This window comes from Streptomyces sp. NPDC096048 (assembly GCF_044763415.1).
In the GTDB taxonomy this organism is placed as follows: domain Bacteria; phylum Actinomycetota; class Actinomycetes; order Streptomycetales; family Streptomycetaceae; genus Streptomyces.
In genome coordinates this window covers 155874-180396 of sequence record NZ_JBIWGG010000010.1, presented here as the reverse complement: position 1 = coordinate 180396, position 24523 = coordinate 155874, and the positions used below count along the sequence as shown (strand labels likewise).

At 72.1% G+C, this 24523-nt stretch carries 20 protein-coding genes and 4 pseudogenes; 15 read left to right on the top strand and 9 right to left on the bottom strand.

Going from position 1 to position 24523, the window contains the following annotated elements; all coding sequences use genetic code 11:
* Positions 1 to 444 precede the first annotated feature (444 nt).
* Positions 445 to 1035 (bottom strand): TetR/AcrR family transcriptional regulator, encoded by a 591-nt coding sequence (locus tag ACIQ6R_RS27460; protein ID WP_404224083.1) that lies wholly within the window; start codon positions 1033 to 1035, stop codon positions 445 to 447.
* Positions 1036 to 1157: 122 nt separating this feature from the next.
* On the opposite strand from ACIQ6R_RS27460, the gene ACIQ6R_RS27455 reads away from it, so the two are divergent.
* Positions 1158 to 2144, top strand: a complete 987-nt coding sequence (locus ACIQ6R_RS27455; protein WP_404224082.1) for a zinc-dependent alcohol dehydrogenase family protein — start codon at positions 1158 to 1160, stop codon at positions 2142 to 2144.
* 94 nt (positions 2145 to 2238) lie between these two features.
* Here ACIQ6R_RS27455 and ACIQ6R_RS27450 read toward each other — a convergent pair whose 3' ends face one another.
* Positions 2239 to 3072 carry a helix-turn-helix transcriptional regulator gene (locus ACIQ6R_RS27450; protein WP_404224080.1) on the bottom strand — a complete coding sequence of 278 codons (834 nt, stop codon included), beginning with the start codon at positions 3070 to 3072 and terminating at the stop codon, positions 2239 to 2241.
* 149 nt (positions 3073 to 3221) lie between these two features.
* Here ACIQ6R_RS27450 and ACIQ6R_RS27445 point away from each other — a divergent pair, with 149 nt between their 5' ends.
* The gene (locus ACIQ6R_RS27445) at positions 3222 to 3965 is read left to right on the top strand and encodes an SDR family oxidoreductase (RefSeq protein ID WP_404224350.1); all 744 of its coding nucleotides are present in this window, start codon (positions 3222 to 3224) and stop codon (positions 3963 to 3965) included.
* An 87-nt stretch (positions 3966 to 4052) separates the two neighbouring features.
* On the opposite strand, the pseudogene ACIQ6R_RS27440 reads toward ACIQ6R_RS27445, so the two are convergent.
* Positions 4053 to 4160, bottom strand: a pseudogene (locus ACIQ6R_RS27440) (IS5/IS1182 family transposase); the annotation flags it as partial.
* 15 nt (positions 4161 to 4175) lie between these two features.
* Between ACIQ6R_RS27440 and ACIQ6R_RS27435 the strand changes: the two are divergent.
* Positions 4176 to 5006: pseudogene (locus ACIQ6R_RS27435) on the top strand (IS5 family transposase).
* Positions 5007 to 5010: 4 nt separating this feature from the next.
* On the opposite strand, the gene ACIQ6R_RS27430 reads toward ACIQ6R_RS27435, so the two are convergent.
* From ACIQ6R_RS27430 to ACIQ6R_RS27410, 5 genes and pseudogenes are all read right to left on the bottom strand, one after another.
* Entirely contained in the window at positions 5011 to 5376 is a 366-nt protein-coding gene (locus ACIQ6R_RS27430) for a hypothetical protein (RefSeq protein WP_404224079.1), read from the bottom strand.
* 350 nt (positions 5377 to 5726) lie between these two features.
* On the bottom strand, positions 5727 to 5978 hold the full coding sequence (locus tag ACIQ6R_RS27425) for a transposase (protein ID WP_404224349.1): 252 nt from the start codon (positions 5976 to 5978) through the stop codon (positions 5727 to 5729).
* Positions 5979 to 6225: 247 nt separating this feature from the next.
* Positions 6226 to 6414, bottom strand: a pseudogene (locus ACIQ6R_RS27420) (ISL3 family transposase); the annotation flags it as partial.
* A 796-nt stretch (positions 6415 to 7210) separates the two neighbouring features.
* Positions 7211 to 8143 carry an aldo/keto reductase family oxidoreductase gene (locus ACIQ6R_RS27415; RefSeq protein ID WP_404185068.1) on the bottom strand — a complete coding sequence of 311 codons (933 nt, stop codon included), beginning with the start codon at positions 8141 to 8143 and terminating at the stop codon, positions 7211 to 7213.
* A gap of 677 nt (positions 8144 to 8820) precedes the next feature.
* Positions 8821 to 9461 (bottom strand): annotated as a pseudogene (locus ACIQ6R_RS27410) (transposase); the annotation flags it as partial.
* 326 nt (positions 9462 to 9787) lie between these two features.
* Between ACIQ6R_RS27410 and ACIQ6R_RS27405 the strand changes: the two are divergent.
* Positions 9788 to 10096 (top strand): transposase family protein, encoded by a 309-nt coding sequence (locus tag ACIQ6R_RS27405; RefSeq protein ID WP_404224077.1) that lies wholly within the window; start codon positions 9788 to 9790, stop codon positions 10094 to 10096.
* A 209-nt stretch (positions 10097 to 10305) separates the two neighbouring features.
* On the opposite strand, the gene ACIQ6R_RS27400 is transcribed toward ACIQ6R_RS27405, so the two are convergent.
* On the bottom strand, positions 10306 to 11505 hold the full coding sequence (locus ACIQ6R_RS27400; RefSeq protein ID WP_404224075.1) for a YncE family protein: 1200 nt from the start codon (positions 11503 to 11505) through the stop codon (positions 10306 to 10308).
* 87 nt (positions 11506 to 11592) lie between these two features.
* Between ACIQ6R_RS27400 and ACIQ6R_RS27395 the strand changes: the two genes are divergently transcribed.
* From ACIQ6R_RS27395 to ACIQ6R_RS27345, 11 genes are all read left to right on the top strand, one after another.
* Positions 11593 to 12570 carry an ABC transporter substrate-binding protein gene (locus ACIQ6R_RS27395; protein ID WP_404224073.1) on the top strand — a complete coding sequence of 326 codons (978 nt, stop codon included), beginning with the start codon at positions 11593 to 11595 and terminating at the stop codon, positions 12568 to 12570.
* Between the two features lie 89 nt (positions 12571 to 12659).
* Positions 12660 to 13793 (top strand): FecCD family ABC transporter permease, encoded by a 1134-nt coding sequence (locus ACIQ6R_RS27390; RefSeq protein WP_404224348.1) that lies wholly within the window; start codon positions 12660 to 12662, stop codon positions 13791 to 13793.
* Positions 13790 to 14797, top strand: coding sequence for a FecCD family ABC transporter permease (locus tag ACIQ6R_RS27385; RefSeq protein WP_404224072.1), 1008 nt, complete (start codon positions 13790 to 13792; stop codon positions 14795 to 14797). Before ACIQ6R_RS27390 ends, ACIQ6R_RS27385 begins: the two co-directional genes overlap by 4 nt.
* Before the next feature lie 20 nt (positions 14798 to 14817).
* Positions 14818 to 15639 carry an ABC transporter ATP-binding protein gene (locus ACIQ6R_RS27380; RefSeq protein WP_404224070.1) on the top strand — a complete coding sequence of 274 codons (822 nt, stop codon included), beginning with the start codon at positions 14818 to 14820 and terminating at the stop codon, positions 15637 to 15639.
* Between the two features lie 57 nt (positions 15640 to 15696).
* Entirely contained in the window at positions 15697 to 15810 is a 114-nt protein-coding gene (gene amiA / locus ACIQ6R_RS27375; protein ID WP_404185083.1) for a streptamidine family RiPP, read from the top strand.
* Between the two features lie 91 nt (positions 15811 to 15901).
* Positions 15902 to 16756: a hypothetical protein gene (locus ACIQ6R_RS27370; RefSeq protein WP_404224068.1), complete on the top strand. Its 855-nt coding sequence runs from the start codon at positions 15902 to 15904 to the stop codon at positions 16754 to 16756.
* Entirely contained in the window at positions 16753 to 18234 is a 1482-nt protein-coding gene (locus tag ACIQ6R_RS27365; protein WP_404224067.1) for a CocE/NonD family hydrolase, read from the top strand. Before ACIQ6R_RS27370 ends, ACIQ6R_RS27365 begins: the two co-directional genes overlap by 4 nt.
* Positions 18231 to 19610, top strand: a complete 1380-nt coding sequence (locus tag ACIQ6R_RS27360; RefSeq protein ID WP_404224066.1) for a YcaO-like family protein — start codon at positions 18231 to 18233, stop codon at positions 19608 to 19610. Before ACIQ6R_RS27365 ends, ACIQ6R_RS27360 begins: the two co-directional genes overlap by 4 nt.
* An 8-nt stretch (positions 19611 to 19618) precedes the next feature.
* Positions 19619 to 20749, top strand: coding sequence for a SagB/ThcOx family dehydrogenase (locus ACIQ6R_RS27355; protein ID WP_404224064.1), 1131 nt, complete (start codon positions 19619 to 19621; stop codon positions 20747 to 20749).
* Positions 20746 to 22485, top strand: a complete 1740-nt coding sequence (locus tag ACIQ6R_RS27350) for an ABC transporter ATP-binding protein/permease (RefSeq protein WP_404224062.1) — start codon at positions 20746 to 20748, stop codon at positions 22483 to 22485. Before ACIQ6R_RS27355 ends, ACIQ6R_RS27350 begins: the two co-directional genes overlap by 4 nt.
* On the top strand, positions 22482 to 24242 hold the full coding sequence (locus ACIQ6R_RS27345) for an ABC transporter ATP-binding protein (RefSeq protein WP_404224061.1): 1761 nt from the start codon (positions 22482 to 22484) through the stop codon (positions 24240 to 24242). The genes ACIQ6R_RS27350 and ACIQ6R_RS27345 overlap by 4 nt, the downstream gene beginning before the upstream one ends.
* The last annotated feature ends 281 nt before the right edge of the window (positions 24243 to 24523 follow it).

Below are 24523 nucleotides of genomic sequence, written 5' to 3'. Positions count from 1 at the left end.
ACCGGCGGTGCAGTCCCGGGCCGTCCGGGACAAAGGTCTGGAGGCCGCGGTCGGGGTGCACGGCCTCGGGTCTGAAGCCGCGACACCCCTGTCGGCGAGGCCTGCTCAAGGGCCACTCCGCCGAGCACGGGCTTGGGTTCCCTCACCGGCCGGGGCCTACACCCGCTGTCCTCCCGAGCAGCGTGGGACGTGGCGGCAGACCAGGGCCCAGGGTGGTCCGGACCTGGTGGGCGCTCGTCGTCGCCCGACCACGCACCGGGACGACTGGCTCTGACAAAAGCTGCTGATCATGAGACTGTCGGCCTCTCCGCTCGTAGGTCTGGGTAGGGGAAACCGTCAATCACGGCCGTGGGTCGTGTCGGACAACTGTGGTCGCTGGTGAGCCGTTGCTGCCGAAGGCGGGGCCCGTAGAAGATTCAGCCGGTGACTGAAATCCCGGCGTGCTCACCTTTTCGTCGTTCGGGCGGTGTGAGCGAGGATGGCTGCCCGGGCGGACACCTTCGCGGCGTCGACGACCGCCCGGTCCTGCAGCAGGCGTCCGGAGGCCAGGGCTCCGTCGATGAGCAGCCCGAGATGTGCGGCCAGCTCGGTCGGCCGGGCGGCGCCTGCGGCTCCCGCAAGGCCGGTCAGCCACTCCTGGCGGCGCCGGGTGTGGGCGACGGTGGCCGCGTGCGCCTTGGAATCGAGCTCGGCTTCGACGGCTGCGCTGACGAACGGGCAGCCGAAGAAGCCGTGGCGGTCGAAGGAGGCCAGCAGCGCGTCGAAGAGGCTCACCAACTGTTGAGCGGGATCGGGCCCCGCGGTGTCGGCAGCCTCCCGCAACCGCCTCATCCACGACTCGTCCGTGCGCCGCAGGTAGGCGGCAATGAGGTCATCCTTGGTGCGGAAGTGTGCGTACAGGGTGGACTTCGCCACCCCGGAATCCGCGATGACCTGATCCACCCCCACCCCCCTCAATCCGTGACGGTGGAAGAGACCTGCCGCCGAATCGAGGATCTTCTGCTCGGTGTTCGTCTTACGTACGCGCGTCGCCATGCAAGACAGACTAGTACGTTTCGGACTGCCCCTGGGGTACTCTTCAGTTCTCTTAACAAGACGTACTAGTCTGAACGATTAGCTGGGACTCCCGGAATCGGAGCCATAAGAAGGGTGCTGCCATGCGCGCGGTTGTGTTGGAGGAGTTCACCGGTCCGCTCGAGCTGCGGGAGATCGCCCCGCCCACGCCCGGGGAAGGACAGGTGCTGGTACGGATCCACGCCAGCGGGGTGAACCCGCTGGACACGAAGATCAGTGCAGGCCGGGCGGCTCACGCCCGCGTGCAGCCACCGGTGGTACTGGGCATGGACCTGGCCGGCCAGGTGGTGGAAACGGGAGCCGGGGTGAACGGGTTCGCTCCCGGGGACGAGGTGTACGGTCTGACCGGCGGCGTCGGCGACCTGCAGGGTTCACTCGCACAGTTCGCGGCGGTCGACGCCCGCCTGCTGGCCCCCAAGCCGGCCAGGCTGTCCATGCGCGAGGCAGCCGCACTGCCCCTGGCCGTGATCACGGCGTGGGAAGGTCTGGTGGACCGGGCCGGCGTACGGGCCGGTCACAAGGTGTTGGTGCACGGCGGCGCCGGTGGCGTGGGGAGTATCGCGGTCCAGGTGGCGGCGGCCAAGGGTGCGGAGGTGTTCGCGACCGTGTCCGCGGCCAGGATGCCGGTGGTGCGCCGACTGGGGGCGGTGCCGATCGACTACACCTCGGTGCCCGTGGAGAGGTACGTCGCGGAGCACACCGGCGGTGTCGGATTCGACATCGTCTATGACACCGTAGGCGGTCCGGTCCTGGACGCCTCCTTCGAGGTGGTGCGCACCTACACCGGCCATGTCGTGAGCGCGCTGGGCTGGGGCACCCACGCGCTGGCACCCTTGTCGTTCCGAGGAGCCACCTACTCGGGCGTCTTCACTCTGCTGCCGATGCTGACGGGCCAGGGCCGCGAGCACCACGGCGACATACTGCGCGAAGCCGCGGCACTGGTGGACGACGGCAAGCTGCGTCCCCTGCTGGACGGGACGCGCTACACCCTCGCCGACGTGGCGGACGCCCATCGGTCCGTGGTGAACGGCTCGGCCAACGGAAAGGTCGTGGTCGACATCGAGCCGTGACTCGTCCCGCATCGCCCCTCACGTCCGCTGCGCGGGTTCGCTTCACGGCGCGAGCGGGCGGCTCCGGTCCCCGCACGCAGCGGTCCAGGCCGTGTCAGCGGCGGGGCGCGGCCATGGATGCGAGGTAGGTGAGGGCTTGCGCACTGCGGCTGCCCGCTTCCGCCGACCCCACCAGCAGTTCCTGGCCGGGCGCGGCCCGCACGTCGAAGCTCTCGTAGGTCAGCTCGATGCGTCCGGCATCGGGATGTACGAACACCTTGAACGCCCGGGTGAGACCACCGGCCGTCTGGTCTTCCCACAGGGCGCGGAACTCCGCCGACGTCTCCAGCAGTTCTTGGACGAGTTGGTCGATCTCCGGGACGTCGCTGAAGCGGGCCGCGTTCAGGCGGAGCGCGTACACGGTCGCGCTCGTGACCAGCCGCCGGTCCGGGAAGACCTCGCGGGCCCGCGGGTGGGTGAAGAGGATCCGCGGCATGTTGGTCTCCCCGTCGAAAGGCTCGAGGAGGGCGTCGGCGATCACGTTGGTGGCCAGGATGTCGAACGCGGGTCCCAGGACGTAGGACGCGGCGTCGGGGAAGGTGCAGAGCAGGCGCAGCAGGCTGGGGTGCACCTGATCGCGCAGGCTGCCGACCTCGGCCGTGGGGCTCAGCCCTGCGAGCCGGTGCAGGTGGGTACGCGCGTCGGTGCTCAGGCGCAGTGCCCTGCCCAGCGCGCCGACGACTTGCGGCGAGGGGTTGGTCTCCCGGCCCTGTTCCAGTCGTACGTAGTAGTCGGCGCTCATCCCGGCCAGTACGGCGACCTCTTCCCTGCGCAGGCCCTTGACCCTGCGCGTGCCACTGCCGGCGGGGAGCCCGACGTCGGACGGCTCCAGGCGGGCGCGGCTCGCGCGGAGGAAGTCTCCGAGGGACTGGGCAGACGCACGGTGCATGAGACCGACAGTACTGCGCGGTTGCCGCGGCAGCCTGGGTGCCGCGCACCCAGGCTGCCGCGGCCTTCCTGAGCACGGGCTCGGCGGGTGGACTGATGCCGGTGGCCGTTGCCACGGGCCACCTTGTGCATACAAAGGAGATCACCATCATGCTTGCGTCCACCCCCTCGGAGAAGAAGGTCGTCCTGATCACCGGGGCCAGCAGCGGCATCGGCGAGGCCACGGCCCGTCATCTGGCCGCTGCGGGCCATCAGGTCATGGCCGGTGCACGTCGTACCGACCGGCTGGCGGAGCTGGCCCGAGAGGTGGGTGTGGCGAAAGGTGTACTGGACCACTGCGCGCTCGATGTAACGCGCCGCGACAGTGTCGAGTCGTTCGTCGATGCGGCACTCGACCGGTACGGCCGGATCGACGTGCTGGTGAACAACGCAGGCGTGATGCCGCTGGCACCGATGGCGGATCTCCGCGTCGACGAGTGGGACCGGATGATCGATGTCAATGTGCGCGGCACGCTCTACGGCATCGCCGCGGTACTGCCGAGGATGCGTGAACAGGGTGGCGGACACATCGTCAACATCGCCTCGGTGGCCGGTCACCGCGTGGACCCGACCGCGGCGGTGTACTGCGCCACCAAGTACGCGGTGCGGGCCCTCTCGGAAGGGCTGCGCCAGGAGAGCCGCGAGATCCGCGTCACAGTCGTCAGTCCCGGGTTCACCGAGAGTGAGCTGCTGGACCGGGGTGGCGCCGCCGAGGCACAGGCGGCGGCGCGCGCCGCCGCACGGCAACTCGCCATCCCGGCGTCCGCCGTCGCCGAGGCGATCGGCTTCGCCCTCGATCAGCCGGCCACCGTGGACGTCAACGAGATCGTGGTCCGCCCCACCGTCCAGGGCTGACCCCCGACCGGCCGGTGCCTGCTTCGCCACCTGCAAGCGTGACTGATGGCTGAGAGGTCGCTTTCGCCCGCTATTTTATCCCGGAATCTATCCTTTGGTCTGTGGTGTCGGATCGCGCCAGGAGATGGTGTTCTCGCCGGTAAGGCGGCGGGTCACGAGGTCGGTCATGGCGATGTGGATCACGGCTTCGGAGCGGTGATCACTGATGCGATGTGGGTCCAGATCGAGCCGTTGATGCCGGCCGAGCCGGTCCGTGGACGACGGTGGGCCGACCACCGCCGGACGATGGAAGCGATCGAGTGGAAGTACCGCACTTGTTCGCCCTGGCGGGACCTGCCCGCCGGGCTCGGTCCTTTCCAGACCGCCCATAAACGCTGATCAGGTGGGCCGTGGACGGCGCATGGGAGCGGATCCTCGTGGCCGTTCTTGCCGCAGCAGACGCTGTTGACGATGTGGGCTGGACCGTGTCGGTGGACTCCACCGTTTGCCGGGCTCACCAGCATTCGGCCGGAGCCGGAAAGGGGGGGCACCCGACCGGTCTGAACCCGACGATCACGCACTCGGACGCTCCCGTGCTGGTCTGAGCAGGAAAGTCCACTTGGCGAGCGACAGCCAGGCGCGGCCTCTGGCCCTCCACGTCACGGCAGGTCAGTCCGGTGATGCTCCGGCCTTCGAGGCGGTGATGGCCAGAATCCGGGTTCCGCGCACCGGGCTCGGAAGGCCGAGAACCCGGCCTTCAGGTGTCCTCGTGGATCGCGCCTGTTCTTCCCGCGCGATCCGCGGGTATCTCCGCCGTCGTGGCATCCGGGCCGTCATTCCGCAACCTGCTGACCAGATCGGTGACCGCCTACGTCGTGGCCGCGCGGGAGGCCGCCCGCGCCCGGCTTCGACGCTGAGACATACAAGGAGCGCAACGCCGTCGAACGATGCATCAACCGCCGCAAACAGTGGCGGGGCCTGGCCATGCGGACTGGCAAACTCGCTATCGCCTACCAGGCCGCACTCCGCCTTGGCGCGATCCTCGTCTGGACCCGACGCTGACGACTCAGGCGGGCTCCCTTCGGCCCGGGGGGAACTCATTGCCGTCGCAGTCAGATACCGTCGCGAACCAGGACGTGGCCCAGACGGTGAGACAGTCGGTCTCGTGGATCGTCTCGAACGGGTGGTCATTCCACGTCCCGTACGAGGTGACGTACACAGCCTCCCCCGGCTTCAGCCAGTAGTCCTGCCCGAACGGCTCGAGCCACAGCTGCAAATGCTCCTTGCCGTCGTTCTGCACCAGTAGCGGCACCGGGTTCCCCAACTGCTGGATCGCCTCGAAGCCAAGGTCCCCAGCCTGGGGCATGTTCGTCTTCAGCGGATCGATGATCCGGTCGAGCTCCGCCCGCTGAACCGAGTCCTGTCCGTCCACATGATCATTGTGGCCCCGCCCCGCGGCGGAGAACAGCCCGGCCACCTACATCAAGCCTCGATCAAGTCGCCCCGCACAGTAGACAGCCCCAACTGCTCTACTCGTCAAGGAGACACGGCCTAGGCGGGCGCGCCATGCTCGGCCTCCGGTAGCCAGCCGGACGTACTTCCTTGCTGCCTTGCTGGGGCGTCGAGCGATGACCAGCCCGCAGACCAGAGGACTGTCGGCGTCGTCTGAAGCGTAACCCTCTGGCGGCGGGTCCGGACGAGGGCATGGGACCCGACGGCATCCTGCCCGGTGTCTTTAACAGATCATCCCGGACCCGCGGCTGTGACGATGCCGGGATTAGGTCAAGATCGTGCGTGGGGGAGAGTCGCCGGTGCCCGCGGTCGAACGCGGTCAGATCCGTCTGCCATCTCCACGCCGGGGTGGCGGATCAGCCAGGCGGCCAGCGGTCCGCCCTCGCGGGTCGGGAGCACGTCGACCACGCGATGGTCTTCGACCCTGGTCAGGACCGTGGAGTAGGTCTGGCCGCGACGAAATGCGAAGTCGTCCACGCCCAGCACCCGTGGAGTACTGAACCGCGGATCGGGCAGTGCCATGACCCTGCGTGACAAGGTCATCCGCCCCACGCCGAAGCCGAGCTGGGCCGCCAGCCGGGCTCCGGCCCGCCCCACCAGGGCGAGTCCCCACCAGAGCACGGTTGAGCCGCGTGGTGCACCGAGCGTACGGGGCGGCCAGCCGGGAGAACGGCTCGGCGAACGTCCTGCGCGGGCAGTCTGCCGACCCGCAGATGAAACGCCTGACCGTCAGCCGGATCACAAAGCACTGATCAGCGAGCGGGAGGTCTTTCAGCCTGCGCTGGTAACGATCGTGGATTCGATCCGGGAGGAGGCCGCAGGCCGGACATACCACCGCGACTGCGCGACCTCTCGCCACCACCTCGACCGTGCCGAACGCGGCCGTAACCGCCTCGACTTCCACCTCGTCGATCCCCTCGAACACCAGTAAGTCCCAGAAGAGCGCGTCGGTCCGCATGACCAGCACCATCACGGCCCACCGCTGACCAGAGCAGCGAACGGATTCGACTTGAGAGAGCGTCATGTCCGGCTTTCAGGCGACAAGGCGTACGCCGTCTCGTACGAGCTTGGCCCTGGCAGTCGAACAGCGATGTCATGCTCCGTGACGGCTCCCCAAGATCTGTGTCAGAACTCAGGACTCGTGATTGCGGCCACTGCCCAGCAGTTCGGCGGATTCGACCGGGCCAGGCTCCGCCGGAAGGTCGACAACTGCGACGCATCGACCGTCATGTCGCGCAGAGCCAGCCCGCATGCAGCTTCCACTGCAGGCCACACCGTAATCCCTGAACGGTCTCGAACCCGACGGGCCATGCAGGGATCGCAGAACTACTGCCGCGGCCATATTTTGCGGTGGCAAACTCGGCCGCTCGTTCGCCGACGGATGCGTGTCCGCGAACAACTCCGCCGGGAACAGCACGGCCCGATACTCCGTCATGTATGCGAAGACGCCCCTGCCGGAATCAACTCCCGGCGGGATCCCCACCCGTCCGGACCGACCCCGTCCCATTTCTCGAACCACCCCACGAGTCTGGCCCCGCTGCTGACGCGGCGGGGCCAGAACCCAAGATCTTCATCAGCCTTCTGGATGTGGCTGGCTTCGGCACTTGTGGAAGAAGGTGCTACGCCACAAACGCGTGCCCCACTGACGACGAGCCACTCCCCACACGGAGAGCAGATCCGCCAGCCGACCGGGTTCTGGTGCAGCGGCCTCGGCTGTGGCCCCACGCAGCGCTGCGATCTGGGTCGCCCACCGGTTACGGCACGGTGTAGCCGGCGGCGCGGAAGAGTTCGTACCACTCGGGCCGGGTGAGCGGGAGGTCCGAACCGAGCGCGGCGGCGGCGACGCGCTCCGGTGTGGTGGTGCCGAGCACAACCTGCATCCGCGCGGGGTGGCGGGTGATCCAGGCGACCGCGATCGCCTCGGCGGGCACGCTGTACTTCTCGCTCAGGCGGTCGATCACGGCGTTCAGCTCGGGGTGGCGCGGCGAGCCGAGGAACGGGCCGTCGAAGAACCCGGCCTGGAAGGGCGACCACGCCTGGACGGTGATGTCGTGCAGGCGGCAGTAGTCGACGATGCCGTCGTCGCGCACGACGGACTGGTCGAGGCCCTGCATGTTGGCGGCGACGCCCTGAGCGATCATCGGGGCGTGTGTGATCGAGAGCTGGAGCTGGTTGGCGACGATCGGTTGCGTCACGTACTTGCGCAGCAGATCGAGCTGCCGTGGGGTCTGGTTGGAGACGCCGAAGGCACGCACCTTGCCGGCGGCCGACAGGTCGTCGAAGGCGCGGGCCACTTCCTCGGGTTCGACGAGCGCGTCGGGGCGGTGCAGCAGCAGGATGTCGAGGTAGTCGGTGTCCAGCGCCTCGAGCGAACCGTTCACCGACGCCACGATGTGCTCGTAGGAGAAGTCGAAGTACGGGCCGTCCTTGACGATGCCGGCCTTCGTCTGGATGACGAACCGCTCGCGCTCCGAGGAGCTCAGTTTCATGGCTTCCGCGAAGCGGCGCTCGCAGCCGTGGCTGCCCGAGCCGTACACGTCCGCGTGGTCGAGGAAGGTGATGCCGGCGTCCCGCGCCGTGTGCACGAGCGTGCGCACCGCCTCGTCGCTCATCTCCTGGATACGCATCAGGCCGAGGACGACGTTGGGGACGGACATGTCGGTGCCGGGCAGAGTGAAGGTCTTCATGCCGCTCTTTCGCTGTGGCTCGGACGGATCAGGCGGACAGGAACGCGAACCGGTCGATTGTGAGTCCCAGGCCGGCCGCGGAGCCGACCCGATGGCCACGGGGCGCTGTTGTCGAGGCTTCTCGCACCGGACGCTCTTGTGACCGGTGCCCCGCGACTCACGTGGTCACTGTAGGAATCAGCGATCTAGAAATCCAACAGTTGTGGTTTCTGGGATTCAGAAACGTAAGAGGTGAATTGAACTGGACATACTCCTGGCCGCCGCGAGGCGGACGGGCGGAGGGGGGGCGACGCGCTGTCACCGGGATACCGTTTCCTCATTGCGCAGTTCCGTCCCGTCAAGGGCGACCGCGACCGGGTGCCGAGGTAGAGGCGGGTGGAGTGAAAGAAGCTCCCGCACGCCCGTGCGTCGGCGGAAACATGCGTGCGGGAGCTACGCGTCTCCGCAGGTGGCCGCGATGGCTTGCCGGGTCGCTGCGTGTCTCGAAGTGCCCGAGCCGGCTACCGCGTGACGGCGGAAGCGGCAGCCTCGTTGGTCAGCACCACTCGTAAGGTGCCCAGGGGCGTTGGTTTCTGGGGACCGTGGCGTGTTCGAAGGTGGTGTCTCCGCCGGTGCCGTAGCAGACCACGGCTTCACCTTGGTAGAGCTTCACTAGGGCATGCAGGAGTCTTCCTCGTCAGCGGGGTTCCGGGGCGTTTGCGGTGCGGGTCGATCAGGCCGGTGTTGATGTAGGCGCCGTCACCGAGGACCGTCCCACTTTCGCGGTGCGCGGCCAGGCCGGAGTCCCGCCAGGCTTTCGCGCCCGCTGTGTTGCCGGGCACCGGCCGGGCCGCTGCCACCACCAGACGCGTCTCGGCGTCCACGATGACCTGCACGTTCGCGGAGATCCGGTAGTTGCGGGAGGACGCTCCGACCTTGCGGTCGCGGACCGGGACGAGGGTTCCGTCGACGATCCACAGCCGTTTGACTGCTTCCTGCGAGGTGCGTGCCGGCGCGAGTGCGAGCAGCGGGCCGATCCGTTGGATCCCCCGGCACACGGTCGCCGGTGAGACGCCGAAAGGCGGGGCGAGCTGTCGCATGGGCGTCGCCGTCACGCCGTGCCGCGCCGCCAGAGCGGTCACCGCCGCCGCCCCTGTGAGGCTCGTGCGGTAGTACACGGCCACCAGCAGCACCGCTCGGCCAGCGGCAGCCGCCACGGAAGGCGCCAGCTCTCGCCACCACGTTCCCGCACCGCCCGCAGCAGCCGACCGAACTGATCGACCCGCAGTCCCGTGCACGTCCCCACCCACACCTGCCCGGCCCTCAACGCCCTGGCCACGGAACGGAGATGCCCCGTTCGCGGCCTTCTGCAGCACCCTTCACGAGCTCGTGCACGGTAAGCGGTGAGACGTCGAGACTCCTGATCGTCGATCATGTTCCTGTGGTGGGGAACGCGTCTCGTGCAGTGATCATCAGCGACCGGAGGATCACGGGCTTGTCTGTTGACGTGATTGCTGAACTCGTATCCGAGATCGGTCCGTTGTGGCATGAGCGTCACCGAGCCCGGCTCACTTCCCGGCCGCGGAAACGGACTGTGGGTTACCCGGGCCATCGGTGAGGTACGGCCCCCTGCTCGCTGAGCGAGGCTGCACCGTCAGCCCCGACGTGCGGCTGGGGTCTCTGGCCGACGTCATCGACCACCTCGGCGCGAGCGGGTCGACCGGCATTATTGACGGCATCGAGATCCAAGTTCGTCGGCCAGCCGCCGGACGCAAGGACCGCGACAAGTTCATCTCCGGCAAGAACAAGCAGAACGCCGTCAAGTCCATGGTGGGCACGGATGGCGAGGGGCGCGTGCTGTGGTGCAGCCCGGTACGGCCGGCGAGCTGCGCCGATATCACCCACGCCCGCCAGTCAGGGCTGGTCAAGCTCCTGGCCGACGTGCCCGCCACGCCGCGTTCATACATCAGCTGAGCGGCCGCCGCCACGAAGCGGTCGCGGGTGTCCCGCCGCTTCACGGTCAGGCGTCGCGTCCCGGTCACGGCAGGTACAGCTGGATGAACACCGTGCGCCGGGGTCGTGAGGGCCGTCGATCCTTCCCGAGCGTGGGCCGTGTCCGACGTCCTGGCCTCAGTGGGAAAGGTGCCCGGAAACAGAGCGCCCGTGCCGCCCCCTGCAGGACGTCACCGTCCTACGGGATCGCCCTCGGCACCGTCGTTCTGTACGCGCAGTGTCATGTGGCCGCCGTGGTGCAGCGGTGTGCCCGGCCGCAGACGGGTCGCCTCGTGGCCGGTCTGCGCGTCGACGAGGTGCACCTCGCCGTGGCCGCCCCGGGTGACGGCGATCCAGTCGGAGCCCGGCGAGGCGGCCACCGCCCGGCGCTGGACGCCCTCCCAGGGGGTGCCGCCGCGACGCGGAGCTCCGTCCATGCCGGGCAGGGGGAAGCGGCGGACGGCATCGTCGGTGCCGAGAAGAACCAGCTCGTCGCCGTCGGGGTGGACACGGGTGAAGGCGGTGTGGCGCCGGGCGAGGGCCAGCCGGAAGACGAGGCCGGGGCCGAGGTCGGTGCGCCGTGTGCGACCCTCCGCGAGGTCGTGTGTCCAGGCCTGGTTGGTCCACTCCGGCCAGCGCAGGGGGTCCGGGTCACCCCCGCGCAGCGTCGTCCACAGTGCCTGCCGACGGGTGTCGAGCCGGAGGTACCAGCCCCGGGCGGGCGATCCCCACGCAATGACCGCTTCGCCGGCGAGCGTGTCGCCCGTCCTCCGGGCCCGGTGCACTCCTTCGCCCGTGGCGGCGAACACGCGCTCCGAGTCGGGTGCCTGTGCGTCCCCGTGTCCGTCGTCCGGCAGAGGCAGGAGTGCGTGGGGTGTGACCGGAGGGCAGCCGGGCGAAGCCGAGAGGAGGTCCGCGAACCGGTGGACGGCCAGCGCACCGGGCTCCCGGTGCCGCAGTACGACGAGCGGATCGTCGCCCCCCAGCACCGTCACGCCCGGCTCGCCGACGCGGGTGCGTACCCTGGCGGCCTCTCCGGTGACCAGATCGATGACCGTCAGCACGTCCGACCACGGTTCGGTGTTCTTGCCCAGGCCGGTGGTGACGGCCAGTCGTCGACCGGTCGGGTCGCAGGCCAGGTGCTCGGCCGGCACGGCGACCGGGACCGTTCGTTCGATGAGCTTCCCGGCGAACGGATCGAGTACCAGCAGTTCTCCCCGACGGTCGTCGACACAGGCGACCCGCCCTCCGGGCAGCGCCAGGAACCCGGCGTGCTCGGAGAGATGACGGCCGGTGAGGCGTGCGGCGACCGTGCCGTCCGGCACGGTCAGCACATGTACGGCCCCGTCCACGTGGTCGGAGATGAGCAGGACGCATGCGGCCTCGGACATGAGGGCCTCCTTCGGAAACGGGACTGGTGAAAACGATTATCATGTATCTTCTAGGCGTTCACGGCACCTGAAGAAACGAGGGCATCGATGCCGCGCTCACCGTCGAGATTCGTCCGCAGTTGGATCACCGCAACGGTGGTGGGTTCCGTCCTGGTCGGATGCGGATCGTCGTCCGAGGAACCCGCGAGCGACAAGGCCAGGCCGACGGCGAGGACCGAGGTCACCGTCGAACCCATCAAGGCCGCAACGCAGTTGACCGACACGAACGGCGTCGAGGTCTCCTTGAAAAAGGAACCCGAGCGGATCGTCTGCCTGTTCGCGCTCTGCGACGACATCCTGACCGAACTGGGCATCGTCCCGACCGCCACCAACAGCACGCTGCTCGCCCACCCGGACTTCCTGGGGGAGCGGGAGGCCGAGAAGGTCGACGTCATACCCGGCGGATTCATCGCCCCGGAGGTCGAGGCGATCCTCTCCCACAAGCCCGATCTCGTCATCGGCCTGGGGGACACCCACGGCAAACTCGCCCCGGCTCTCAAAGGCGCCACCACCTTCTGGGCCATGCAGCCCGAGACCTGGGAGGACAGTGTGGGCTACCTGCGCGACGCCGCCGCGCTCACCGGCCGCACCGCACAGGGAGAGAAGGCCGAGAGGACCTTCCGAGCCAAGCTCGCCGCGGCCGAGAAGGCACCGAGCGACAAGACCGCTCTCATCATCTACGGCAGTGACGAGAACTTCGGCGTCGCGACCCCGGAGGGCGACGTGGCCGCCAGCCTCTTCCCGAAGATCTCCGACTACCCGTGGAAATCCCGGGGGGTGGAGGGCAGTTACAGCCTGGAGGAGATCCTCGCCCAGGACGTCGACGTGCTGTTCGTCGAGACGCTGAGCTTCGGCGACGCGGACGGTCAGCTCTCGGAGAAGCTGGCCGGGAACCCTCTCTGGAGCAAGATCCCGGCAGTGAAGAACGGTGACGTCCACGAGGTGAACTCAGAGGTGTGGGCCAAGGGGCGCGGCACCCGTTCGCTGGGCATCGTCCTGGACGAGGCCACGGCCGCGCTGCGGTGAGGGCACTCCTGTCGGCGCCCGGCGCGGCGGACGGAACGCGACCGAAGCGCGGCCCACGAAGGTGGCAGCCACTCCTGGTCGTCGTACTGCTGGCCGTCGCCTCGGGCTGCGCGCTCACCCTCGGCACCCCCTACGTCCCCCCACACCGGCTGGTCGCCACGGTGCTGGACGGTGACACCACGCTCGCCGGGATCGTCGTGACCGAACTCCGATTGCCCCGGCTGCTGTTGGCGCTGGTCGCGGGAGCCTGTCTGGGCGCTGCCGGGCTGGTGCTCCAGGAGGCGCTGCGCAATCCCCTGGCGGTGCCGGAGATGCTGGGGGTGTCGTCCGGTGCCGCGCTGGGGGTGGCCGCGCCGCTGGTCCTGAGCCTGGCGCTGCCCGCCGTCGTCCAGCCGATGCTGGCCATCGGCGGGGCCGCGCTCGGCGGCGGGCTCACGCTCCTGGCCGCCGGGCTCGGTCGCAGTCCGTCCGCGGTGCTGCTGACCGGCGCGGCGGTGGCGGCCGCGTTGCAGGCCGCGCTGCTCGTGCTGATGGTGATGGCCGACCAGTTGGACCTCCAGCTCATCTACCGTTACCTGCTCGGCTCCCTGTCCGCCCGGACGTGGGACGACGTCGCGGGTCTGTGGCCGTGGCTGCTCGTCGCGGCTCCCGCGCTCGTGCTGTGCGCGCCGGTGCTGTCGGTGCTGCGGCTGGGGGACGAGGACGCCGAGGCGCTCGGTGTGCGGGCTCAGCGCGCCCGGCTGACCGCGCTGGCCATCGCCGTGGTGCTGATCGCCCCGGTGACCGCAGTGTGCGGGCCCGTCGCGTGGGTGGGTTTCCTCGCACCGCACCTGGCCCGTTGGTTCGACCCCGCCGCGGGGGCGGTGCGCTGGCTCCCGTGGTCCGCGGTCTGGGGCGCCGTCGTCGTGGTGGTCGCCGATGTCCCGGCCCGGCTGGCGTTGGCACCCGTGGAGACGCCGGCCGGCGCCTGGACTGCCCTGCTGGGAGTGCCGGCCGGTGTCGCGCTGATGCGGTCGGGTGGCCGTCGCCGGCCGGCTCGGCGCGGACCGGCGGATTCGGCCGGGGCCCGCGAACCGCTGACCGGGCCGCGGAAGGCGGTCCCGGGTGCGGTGGAGGCCGTGCCGCGCACCCGGGCGCCGCAGCAGGCTCTCGGGGACGGACGCGGGCCCGGCGGTCCGACCTCCCTGCCTCTCGGGACGACCGGAACGGAGGACGTACGGTGACCCGGCGCTTCGCGGCTCTCGTGGCACTGGCCGTCGTGTGCGCCGCGGTGGAACTGGTGGCCGGGCGCGGCATGTCCCCGGCAGCGGTCTGGGACGTCCTGAACGGTGGCGGCGACGCGACGGAGCGCCACATCCTCCTCCAACTGCGCCTTCCCCGCATGCTGGTGGCCCTCGGCGCGGGCGCCTGCCTGGCCGTGGCCGGACTGGTCCTGCAGTCCGCTCTGCGCAACCCCCTCGCCGGGCCGGAAGTGACGGGCGTGACACCGGGGGCGGTGCTCGGCGCGGTCACCGCGACCGCCCTGGGGCTCGCCGGCTGGGACTCGCCTTTGGCGGTGGTCCTCGCCGCGTGCGTGGGCGGGTGTGCCGGCGCGGCGCTGCTATGGCTGCTGGCCGGGCGCGGGCGCGGTGATCCCGCGCAGACCGCCGTGCACGGGGTGCTGGTCTCGGCGGTGCTCGGTGGGCTCACCGCCATGGTGCTGCTCGTCGAGCCGGGCGAACTCGGCAGCATCGTGCAGTGGCTTGTGGGCACCACGGAGGGCCGGGTGTGGGAGCACTGGCACCTGCTGTGGCCGTGGGCGCTCCTCTGGGGAGCTGCCGCCTGGTTGCTGGCGGGGCCGTTGACCCTGCTGCGCTGCGGGGACGACATCGCCCTCGCGGCCGGCCTTGCCGCTCGCCGGGCCCGGACCCTGGCCCTGCTGTGCGCGGTGGCGCTGACGGCGGGCGCGGTGGCCGCCGTCGGAGCGCTGGGTTTCGTGGGACTGCTCGTCCCGCATCTGGCCGTGGCCGTCTTCGGCGCGGACCTGCGCCGGAGCCTTCCCGGTGCCGCTCTGACGGGCGCGGTGGTGGTGTGCGGCGCCGACGCGGCCGCGCAGTTGTCCTCGCGGCTGCTGGCGGCGGGGCTCGACTCCGGACGGTTCACGCTGCCGGTCGGGGCGCTCACCGCCTGCCTCGGCGCCGCCTTGCTGCTGGTCGTCGTGCGCCGCACGCCGATCCGTACGTTCTGATGTCGAATCGAGGACAGAGCATGAACGAGTCCGTGGGGATCCACGTCGAGGGGGTTCACTTCGGCTATCCCGGACGACCTGTGCTGAGGGGTGTCGACCTCACGGTCCGGCCGGGCGAACTGACCGCCCTGATCGGCCTCAACGGGTGCGGCAAATCGACCCTGCTGCGCCTGGCCGCCGGGCTGCTGCGGCCGGACGAAGGGCGGGTGCTGCTCGGCGGGGACGACGTCGCCCGGCTGTCCCGGCGCGCGACGGCACGGAGGGTGGCGCTGCTGCACCAGTCGGCCCCGGCCGTCCCGGGCATGACGGTAAGTCACCTCGTACGTCAAGGGCGGTACGCGGCACGTGGCCCGCTCGGCATGCTGCGCGAGGGCGACGACCCCGTCGTGCGCCGGGCGTTGTGCGACGTCGGGGTGGAGGACTGGGCCGAGCGCGACGTGGACGCTCTGTCCGGGGGCGAGCGGCAGCGTGTCCGGCTGGCGATGGCGCTCGCCCAGGACACCCGGGTCCTGCTGCTCGACGAGCCGACCACCTACCTGGATCTGCACCACCAACTCGACGTACTGCAGAGCGTGGTGCGTCTGCGCGAGGAACGCGGGCTCACCGTGGTCATGGTGCTGCACGACCTCGCCCACGCGGCCCGGTTCGCCGAGCGGATCGTCGCTCTCAAAGAGGGCCGTGTGGTGGCCGACGGAACGCCGAAGCAGGTGGTCACGCCGGGGTTGCTGGCAGAGGTACTGCGAGTGGCCGGGCGGGTGGGCGAGGATCCGGAAGGAGGCTGGCCGGTGTGTTATCCAGATCACCCCATCGGAACACTAGAATATGAAAATCAGATTCATTAGATTGTCCTCACGGCGCTCATCCGAACGCCGTATCTCCCTGCTGATGAAGGAGAGTTCATGGAAAACGAGCAGGTCTTCGCGCCGATCGCCGACCCGGGTCAGCTGGCTCACGACTCGGCCTCCCACTCCAACGCGCTCGTCGCGAACCCCTTCGAGGACACCGAGGAGTAAGCAGGGCCTCACCGCCCTCGATCGTGGGCCCGCCCGATGCCTTCCGGGCGGGCCCACACCCGTCCGAGCTCCCATCGACAGGAGGAACACCGTGTCCCACAGCCGACTCGTCCCCGGTGTCGAGGTCCTCGCCGTGCCCGGGCGGGGGCTCGCCGTCCGCACCCCGGAGGGGGAGTTCCTCAGCGTCAGGGCAGGTGACGTCGACGAGAACGCCCTGCTCTCCCTGCTCGCCGGGGGGACCGCCGACTCGGCGGACGAGGGGCTGGACCGCCTGGTGCGGGCGTTCGGAGAAGCCGGCTACCTGGCGGACGGGCCGTCGGCCCCGGAGTGGCCCGCCGCCCGCCGGGACATCAGGATCCTCGGCGACCCGGTGCTGACCGAACCACTCGCCGCGCAGCTGACCGCCCTGGGCGCACGGCCCCGTACGACTCTGGCGGTGACCGCCTCCGGCAGGTCACCGGTGGGCGTCGGGGAGTTGCTCCAAGGAAACCCCTGCGCGGTCGTGTGGTGCCTGGACGGACCCGTGCCGGACGGGCTCTGGGACGCCGCGGACCGGCTGCCCGAGCACGGTGTCGCGTGGCTGCGCAGCCACCGCGAGGGCTGGCAGGCGTACGTCGAACCGGTGGCCGCCGCTCCCGGGGACGTCACCTCGGCGCACGTCCGGTCCCGCCGGCTCGCCGCCACGCCCGCTCACCGCGAACTGGCCGCCTACTGGAGTGGGCCCCGGACCTCCGGCGCTCCGGTCCGGCTCGCCGTGCCCGCCGCCACGCTGCTCACGGCACTGCTCGCCGACGATCTCGGCCGGTGGGCCACCGGAGCCCCCGACCCGGCGGGACTCCCGGCGCGACGTCGGCTGCGACAGGTGGACCTGCGCACGCTGACCGTCACCGAGCACCCCGTGCTGCCGGTGCCCGGCGTGGCGCCGATGCCGAAGAAGGACGGATGACGGCCCTCAGCACGGCTGTGGTACAACTCGCCACCGACGTCCAGCTTCCGACCGGTGACGGCCCCTTCCCGGCCGTCCTGCTGCGCACCCCCTACGACCGGACCCGGCACGGGGCGGAGGCGCGCGGCTGGGCCCGTCACGGGTTCGCCGCCGTCGTCCAGGACGTGCGGGGCCGATTCTCGTCGCCGGGAAAGTGGCACCCCTACGCGCACGAGACCGCCGACGGCGCGGCGACCGTGCGCTGGATCCGGCGGCAGCCCTGGAGCGACGGCCGGCTGGTGGCCGCCGGCGCCTCCTACGCCGCCCACTGCGCCCTGGTCCTCGCCCTCGACGCTCCCGGAGACGCCCGGCCGGACGCCGTCATCGCGGCCGTGCCCGCCCTCGGCCCGGCGGAGACGGCCCGCGAGACGTCCGGCGTGGAACGGCTGCTCTCCCGCGCCGGATGGTGGGCCGCCCATGGCGACCGGCGCGACTCCGACGAAAGCGCGCTGGACAGAGCCCTCGCCGAGGACCCCGGCCTGCTGGAACACCTGCCGTTGACCGCCCTGCCCGAGCGGCTGGGACGCGCCCTGCCCTCGTGGGCGGGACTGTGGCGCGGGGCCGACCGCGGGCACCTCGTGGGGCGGACGGCGCACGCCGGGCCGCCCCTGCTCACGGTGGGCGGCCACCACGACCACTTCACCGACGACACCGTCGCGCTGTGGCGCGCCTGGGGCGGACCCTCGGCGCGTCTGCTGCTCGGCCCCTGGGGGCACCAGCTGACCTCCGCCCCGGGTCCGGACGCGGGACCCGCCCACCGGCTGAACCTCGGCGAGCTGTACGTGCGCTGGGCCCGCCGCGCGCTGACCGGCGACCTCGCCCCCGGCCTCCACGGCGCACTGGCGCTCGGCGACGCCGACCTCTGGCTGCCCGCCCACGCCGAGGGAGAACCACGCGCCCACCGCGCACGCCCGCTCCACGGCTCCGCCTTCACCGCCGACCCCGCCCGGCCCGTCCGCTCCGACGACCTGACCGTTCCCACCGACGGCCCACCCGACCGGTGCCTGCTGGTCACGCCGCCGTCACCGCGTCCGCTCGACCTGGTCGGCCCGGTCAGCGTGCGGCTGCGGGCCACCGCGCACACCCCGTCCGCCGACTGGGTCGCCCGGCTCGTCGCCCTCCCACCCGACGGGACCGCCGAGCGACTCGCCGTCGGCACCGTCCGGCGTACCGAACCGTCCGGCCGGAAAACGCAGTTCACCATCGGTCTCGGCCGGCTCGCACGCCGGCTCCGAGCCGGCACCCGGCTGCGCCTGGAGATCGCCGGACACCACTTCCCGGCCCACGCCCGCAACCCCCACACCGGCGAGGACCCGATGACGGCCGCACAACTGCTCGCCTCCCGGCGGGAGGTCGACCCGGACGGCGTGGTTCTCGACCTGCCCGTGCTCGCGTCCCGTCCCGCCCCCACCGACCCCGCCGAGGAGATCCTGAGATGACGGCGCTGCCCCTGGAAGCACTCGTCGACCCCGTCTGCGGCATCGTCCGCAAGGTCAAGCCCGTCGAGCACCCCGCGGGCGCCCCGCCCCGCTACACCGCGCTCACGGCCGAGATATCCGACGCCCGCAGACTCGGACTGTGGCCCGCCGACCGGGTCTCCCTCGGAACCACCTTCGGCGACCCGGAGCAGGCCCGCGTCGCCGCGATAGCCGAGGGGATCGAGCGCTACTGCGGCAACCGGGTACCGCCGCCCGGCCACCCCGACGCACCCCTGCGGGCCACCGCCGCCCAACTGGCGGACAAGGGCCTGCGCCTGTACGGCCCGGCCGATCTGCCCGCCTACGCACCCTGGCAGTACAGCCGCGCCAAGTTCCCCTACCGCCCGCTCACCGCCGACACCCCGGCGCTGTGGACCAGGGGGACCGAACGACTGCCCGACGGGACCGCCGCCGAAGTCTGGGCACCGGTCTCGCTCACCCACCTCAACTGGCGCCAGGGCGCACTGCGCGAGCTGCCCCGCACCCACCACCTCAACTACGCCGGCATCGCCACCGGACAGGGCTTCGACGACGCCGTCGAGCGCGGCATGCTGGAGATCGTCGAACGCGACGCCCTGGAACTGTGGTGGCATCTGGACGGCCCGGCCCGCGGCATCGACCCGGCGAGCGTGCCCGGCCTCGCCGACGACCTCGCCGGCTCCGCGCTCGACGTCCACATCGTCGAGATGCCCTCCGAGTTCGCCCCCTGCATGGCCGCGCTCGTGCACGACCCGCGCCTGGGCCTGTACGCCGCGGGCTTCGCCTGCAAGCACGACCCGGCCGAAGCCGCCCGCAAGGCCGTCCTCGAAGCCGTCCACACCTGGGTCTTCACCCAGGGCCTCACCGACCCCGACGGCTGGGTCTTCCAGGCGGTAGAGGCCGGGCTGCTCGCCCGCGGCCTCTACCTGGACCACCGGGCCGACGGCCGCTACCTCGACGCGTGCGGCGAGCAGTTCGAGCACGTGCGCGACCTGGGCGCGCACGTGCAGGTGTGGCTGGACGAGCGGATGGCGGCCGAGGCCAGGCGCTTCACCGCGCCGGTGCTCGGAACGGTTCCCATCGACGAGGTCGAGCCCGGGACCCGGGAGCGGACGCGGCACGCCCTGGACGCGGGCGGCCACCGCGTCATGACCTTCGATCTCACCACCGAGGACGTGGCGGAGACCTCGCTGCGCGTCGCCCGGGTCCTCGTCTCCGGCCTCCTTCCCAACGCCCCCGCCGCCTTCGGCTACTTCGGCTGCCCGCGGCTCGCCGAGGCCGCCGTCGCGCGGGGATGGCGCGCTACTCCGCCGAGCGCGCCGCGCGACTTCACGCTGGCGCCTCCGCCGCACATGTGAGGGCCGCCGTGGAAGACCTTCGCGAGGACCCGCCCACGGGCCTCGTCGCCGCCCTTACCCGGGCCCGCTCCCCGGAGCGCCCCGGCCCCGACACGTCCCCGGGGCCCGCCGTCCGGCCCTGGCCGGGGCCGCCGCGCCCGATACCGGTCGCCGGCGCCGGCGACCTCGACCTGCGGGCCCTGCTGCGCCTGTCCCTGGCGGCCTCGGACGCCTCCGGGCGCCTCAGGCCCGCCCCCTCCGCCGGCGCGCTGCACCCGGTGGACGCCGAACTGACCGTGGGCGCCGGCTGCTCCCTACCACCCGGTCGCTACGGCTACGACCCGCTGCGCCACCGCGTCCACCACCTGGGCCCGCCCGTCGACGGCACGCCGCCCGGCGTGACCGCCGCGCTCTCCGTCACCGCACGGCGCACGGTGTCCCACTACGGGCACCGTTCCTGGCCCCTGTTGCTGCTGGACACCGGGCACGCCGCCGCGGCGCTGTTCCTGGCGGCCCGCGCCCTGAACGCGGGCGAGCCCGACACGCGGTGGGACGGAGGCACCGAGAACCCCTTGGTCGTCGTACACATCCCGCCACCCGACGGCGGCCCCAGGCGCCCCGCGCAGAGCGAGGCCGCGTTCGCCCCGGCCGAACTGCTGGCGCGCCGCAGTACCCCACCGCCGTTGCAAGGCCCGCCACCGCACGACTCACTGGGGGCAGTTCTGGCCACCGCCGAGCAGGCCGGGGGCGGTGATCAGCTGCGCTGGAGCGCCGCGGTCGGCCCGCCCCGGCCAGGCCTCGTGGAACTGGCGCCCGACGGCACGACCCTGCGGCACCACGCGTCCGGTGAGGCAAGGCCGACGCTCGCGGCCTGGGCGGCGGGCCAGGCGTGGCTCGCGGACGCCGGGGCCGTCCTGCTCGCCCGGGGCTGCCCCGCGGACGCCGACGCCGCGCACATCCGCCGCACTCACCTGCGGGCCGGCTTCGCCGTCCACCTGGCCCATGTCACCGCCCTGCGCCACGGGCTGGCGGCCCGGCCCGTCGGCTCCTGGCAGCAGGCGGACCTCGGCGCCGCCCTCGGCGCCGCGCCGGGCCGCGACTGGGTCGTGCACGCCCTGGCCCTCGGCACCCGCCACGCCGACGAGGAGAACCGCACATGATCGTCCACCCCGAGCTGCGCCGCGCCGCAGGACGCGCACGGCGCCCCCTGCTCGCCGCCACCGTCCTGCAGGGCGCCGTCACCTTCACGCACCTGACGCAGGCCGTGCTGCTGGCCTTCGCGCTCGCCGGCGTGGCCCGCGGCGACACCGGCCGGCTTCCGTGGCTGCTGGCGGCGGTGCTCGCCGTCGTCGCCGCCCGCGCGGGGCTCGCCCAGTGGCAGCGGCGCACCGCCACCCGCGCCGGGGCCCGGGTCAGAGTGGCACTGCGCGACGAACTCGTCGCCCACCTGGGCCGGTTGGGCTCTGCCTACCTGACCACGGCACGGGCGGGAGGCGTCCGCACCACCCTGGTGGAGGGCGTGGAGGGCGTCGACGCCTACGTCTCCCGCTACCTGCCCCAACTCCTGTTCACCCTCGCGGTACCGCCCCTGGTCCTCGCCGCCCTCGCCGCGGTCGAACCCCGCGCCCTCCTCGGACTGGTCCCCGCCCTGCTCCTGGCCCTGCTGGGGCCGCGCGCCTGGGACCGGCTCCTCGCCGCACGCGGGAAGGAGCACTGGGACAGCTACGAAGGACTGGGCGCCGACTACCTGGAGGCGCTCCAGGGCATGCCCGCCCTGCGCGCCGCCGGCGCGGTCGACCGCACCCGCGCCCGTCTGGAGGAGAGGTCCGCGGCCCTGCACCGCGCGACCGTCGCCAAGCTGCGGGTCTCCCTGGTCGACACCGGCATCACCGACCTCGCCATCCAGGGCGGCACCGCCGCGGCCGCGCTCCTGGCGTGCTGGTCGGCCGTCACCGGATCCACCACCGCGGCCGGCACCTACCTGGTGCTGCTGCTGGCCTCCGAGTGCTTCCGTCCGGTCCGCGACCTCGCCCGGGAGTGGCACGCCGGCTACCTGGGCGCGTCGGCCGCCGACGGGCTGGCGGCCCTGCGCACGGCCGAGCCGGCGGTACCCGACCTCGGGACGGCCCCCGCGCACCGACACGCTCCGCCCGAACTGCGCTTCCACGGCCTCCGGTTCACCTACGACGGTGCCCCCGCGCCCGCCCTGGACGGTGTCTCCTTCACCGCGCGGGCAGGGCGGACCACCGCGATCGTCGGGCCGTCCGGCGCGGGCAAGTCCACCCTCCTGGCACTGCTCCTGCGCCACCACGACCCGCAGGAAGGACGGATCGACCTCGACGGACGCCCCACGACCGAGTACACGCTCGACTCGCTGCGCCGCGGCATCGCCGTGGTCTCCCAGGAGACATACCTCTTCCACGCCACCATCGCCGACAACCTGCGTCTGGCCCGGCCCGGCGCCACGGACGGCGAACTCGCCCGAGCGGCGCGCGCCGCCGGGATCCACGAGGAGATCGTCGCCCTGCCGGACGGCTACGCCACCGTCCTCGGCGAGCGGGGCGCCACGCTCTCCGGCGGTCAACGGCAGCGACTCGCACTCGCACGGGCCCTGTTGGCCGACGCCCCCGTACTCGTCCTCGACGAGGCCACCAGCGCGGTCGACGAGCGACGCGAGGCGGACATCGTCCGGGAACTGCTGAAGGCGGCCGGCGGGCGGACCGTCCTGCTGGTCGCCCACCGGCTGGCCGCCGTCCGGCACGCCGACCACATCGTCGTCCTCGACGCGGGACGGATCGACGCCGTCGGCGACCACACCGGCCTGGTCGAGGCCGGCGGTGTCTACACCCGGCTCGTCGAGGCCGGCCACGCCCACCGAGGGGAACTCGCCGCATGAGCACCGTCACCGGCCCCACCGTCCGCGGCGGCGACGTCCCCCCGCACGGCGCGCTGCGCGCCCTGCTGCCCGCCCTCGCCGCCCACCGCGCCATGACGGCCCGCACCTGTGCCGCAGCCCTCCTCGAACAGGGCTCCCTCGTCGCGCTGCTGACCCTGGCCGCGCACACCGTGGGCGCCGCCGTCATCGACGGGGAGGCTCCCTCCGCCGGCACCGCCACCGTGCTCGTCGCCCTCGCCCTGACCCGCGCCCTGACGACCTGGCGGGAGATGGACCTCTCGCACGACCTCGCCTACCGGGTACTGGCCGCACTGCGGGTACGCGTCTTCGACGGGCTCGCCCGCAGCGCGCCCGCCCGCATCGCGGGCCGGCGCAGCGGCGACCTCGCCGCCACCGCCATGGCCGACGTGGAGGCGCTGGAGTTCTTCTACGCCCACACCACCGCCCAACTGCTCGCGTCCGGCGCGGTGTTCACCGGCGGCTCGGTGCTTCTGGCCCTGGTGGAACCGTGGCTGCTGGCGGCCGTCCTGCCGGTCGCGGCCCTGCTCGCCGCGGCTCCCTTCGCCGACGCCCGCGCCCGCACGGCACGCGGCGGCCGCACCCGCACGGCCGTGGCCGCGCTGTCGGCCGACACGGTGGAGACCGTCGACGGGCTGCGCGAACTGCTCGCCTTCGGCGGCCTGGCCGAACACCGCCGCCGCCTGGCGGAGCGAGGGCGGCAGGTGGGTGACGCCCAGCGCGCCGAGGCCGGCTGGGAGGCCGTCGCCGCCGCCGTTCGCGACCTCCTCATCGTGGTCGCGGTCCTCGGCGTGGTCGCCGCGGCGGCCCAGTCCGTGACCTCCGGGCGGCTGCACGGCGCCTGGGCCCCGGCCGCGATGGCTCTGGCCCTGTCCGTTCTCGGTCCGGTCGCGGAGTCGGCCCGCGCCCTGAGCCAGGCCGTGGCCCTGCGCGCCGCCGCCGTCCGCGTCGACGCGGCCGTCAAGGCACCCGCCCTCGCACCGCCGCCCCTCGCACCACGTCCCCTGCCTCCCGGGCCACTGGGTGTCCGGCTGCACCGGGTGAGGTTCGACTACGGCGGCCGGCCCGTGCTGAACGGCGTCGACCTCACCGTCCACCCCGGCAGGACACTCGCCCTCGTCGGCGCCTCCGGCGCCGGCAAGTCCACCTGCGCGCACCTACTGGCCCGCTTCTGGGACCCGGCCGCCGGCGCGGTCCAGTTGCTGCCCGCCGACGGTGACCCGGTGGACGTGCGGGAGGTGAGCGACCAAGAGCTGCGGCGTGCGGTGGTGCTGGTGGGACAGGACACCCCCCTGTTCCACGGCACGCTCGCCGAGAACCTGCGGCTCGCCGCGCCCGACGCCGACGACCGGTCGCTGGCCGAGGCGGCACGGCTGTGCGGCGTCGACCGGATCGCCCCGCTGGACACCCTCGTCGGCGAACGGGGCGCCACACTCTCCGGCGGTCAGCGGGCCCGCATCGCCCTGGCCCGCGCGCTGCTGGTCCGGCCACGGGTCCTCGTGCTCGACGAGTCCACCGCCCACCTCGACAACAGCGGCGACGCCGAACTCGCCAGCGCGCTGCGTCAGGAGGGCCGCACGACGATCGTCATCGCCCACCGCCCGGCCACCATCCGCCGTGCCGACCGCATCGCCGTGCTGGAGGACGGCCTCGTCACGGAAGAGGGAACCTGGGAGGAACTCACCAGCCGCCCCGGCGGCGCGCTCGACCGCGTCCTCGGCGGCACCACCACTTCCTGAACACGGGACGGCGCCCCGTGAACCGGATCGGTGACGCTGGAGGCTGCCGGCCACCGGCACCGACGCGCTCTCGCGTCCGGGCGGCGCCACGCCCGCGGCGCCCGCGACGGGCACGGCCCGGGCCCCGCTGTGCGGCAGCCGGGTGAAGACACGTTCGGCGTGCTCCACCGATGACCCGGCTCGGACGCGAAGTCGGGACCGGGCTCCTCGCCCCGCTCCGGCGGCACCCTCCGGGCCGCCTTCGTCGGGGGCGGCGCCTCCGAGACGCTCGACACGGGGTG

Coding starts and splice junctions, on each gene's coding strand:
- ACIQ6R_RS27425 (WP_404224349.1), bottom strand. CDS start 5,978: ATGGCACTGCCCGATCCGCGGTTCAGTACTCCACGGGTGCTGGGCGTG.
- ACIQ6R_RS27400 (WP_404224075.1), bottom strand. CDS start 11,505: ATGTCCGAGGCCGCATGCGTCCTGCTCATCTCCGACCACGTGGACGGG.
- ACIQ6R_RS27460 (WP_404224083.1), bottom strand. CDS start 1,035: ATGGCGACGCGCGTACGTAAGACGAACACCGAGCAGAAGATCCTCGAT.
- ACIQ6R_RS27415 (WP_404185068.1), bottom strand. CDS start 8,143: ATGAAGACCTTCACTCTGCCCGGCACCGACATGTCCGTCCCCAACGTC.
- ACIQ6R_RS27345 (WP_404224061.1), top strand. CDS start 22,482: ATGAGCACCGTCACCGGCCCCACCGTCCGCGGCGGCGACGTCCCCCCG.
- ACIQ6R_RS27450 (WP_404224080.1), bottom strand. CDS start 3,072: ATGCACCGTGCGTCTGCCCAGTCCCTCGGAGACTTCCTCCGCGCGAGC.
- ACIQ6R_RS27445 (WP_404224350.1), top strand. CDS start 3,222: ATGCTTGCGTCCACCCCCTCGGAGAAGAAGGTCGTCCTGATCACCGGG.
- ACIQ6R_RS27360 (WP_404224066.1), top strand. CDS start 18,231: ATGACGGCGCTGCCCCTGGAAGCACTCGTCGACCCCGTCTGCGGCATC.
- amiA (WP_404185083.1), top strand. CDS start 15,697: ATGGAAAACGAGCAGGTCTTCGCGCCGATCGCCGACCCGGGTCAGCTG.
- ACIQ6R_RS27350 (WP_404224062.1), top strand. CDS start 20,746: ATGATCGTCCACCCCGAGCTGCGCCGCGCCGCAGGACGCGCACGGCGC.
- ACIQ6R_RS27395 (WP_404224073.1), top strand. CDS start 11,593: ATGCCGCGCTCACCGTCGAGATTCGTCCGCAGTTGGATCACCGCAACG.
- ACIQ6R_RS27365 (WP_404224067.1), top strand. CDS start 16,753: ATGACGGCCCTCAGCACGGCTGTGGTACAACTCGCCACCGACGTCCAG.
- ACIQ6R_RS27380 (WP_404224070.1), top strand. CDS start 14,818: ATGAACGAGTCCGTGGGGATCCACGTCGAGGGGGTTCACTTCGGCTAT.
- ACIQ6R_RS27455 (WP_404224082.1), top strand. CDS start 1,158: ATGCGCGCGGTTGTGTTGGAGGAGTTCACCGGTCCGCTCGAGCTGCGG.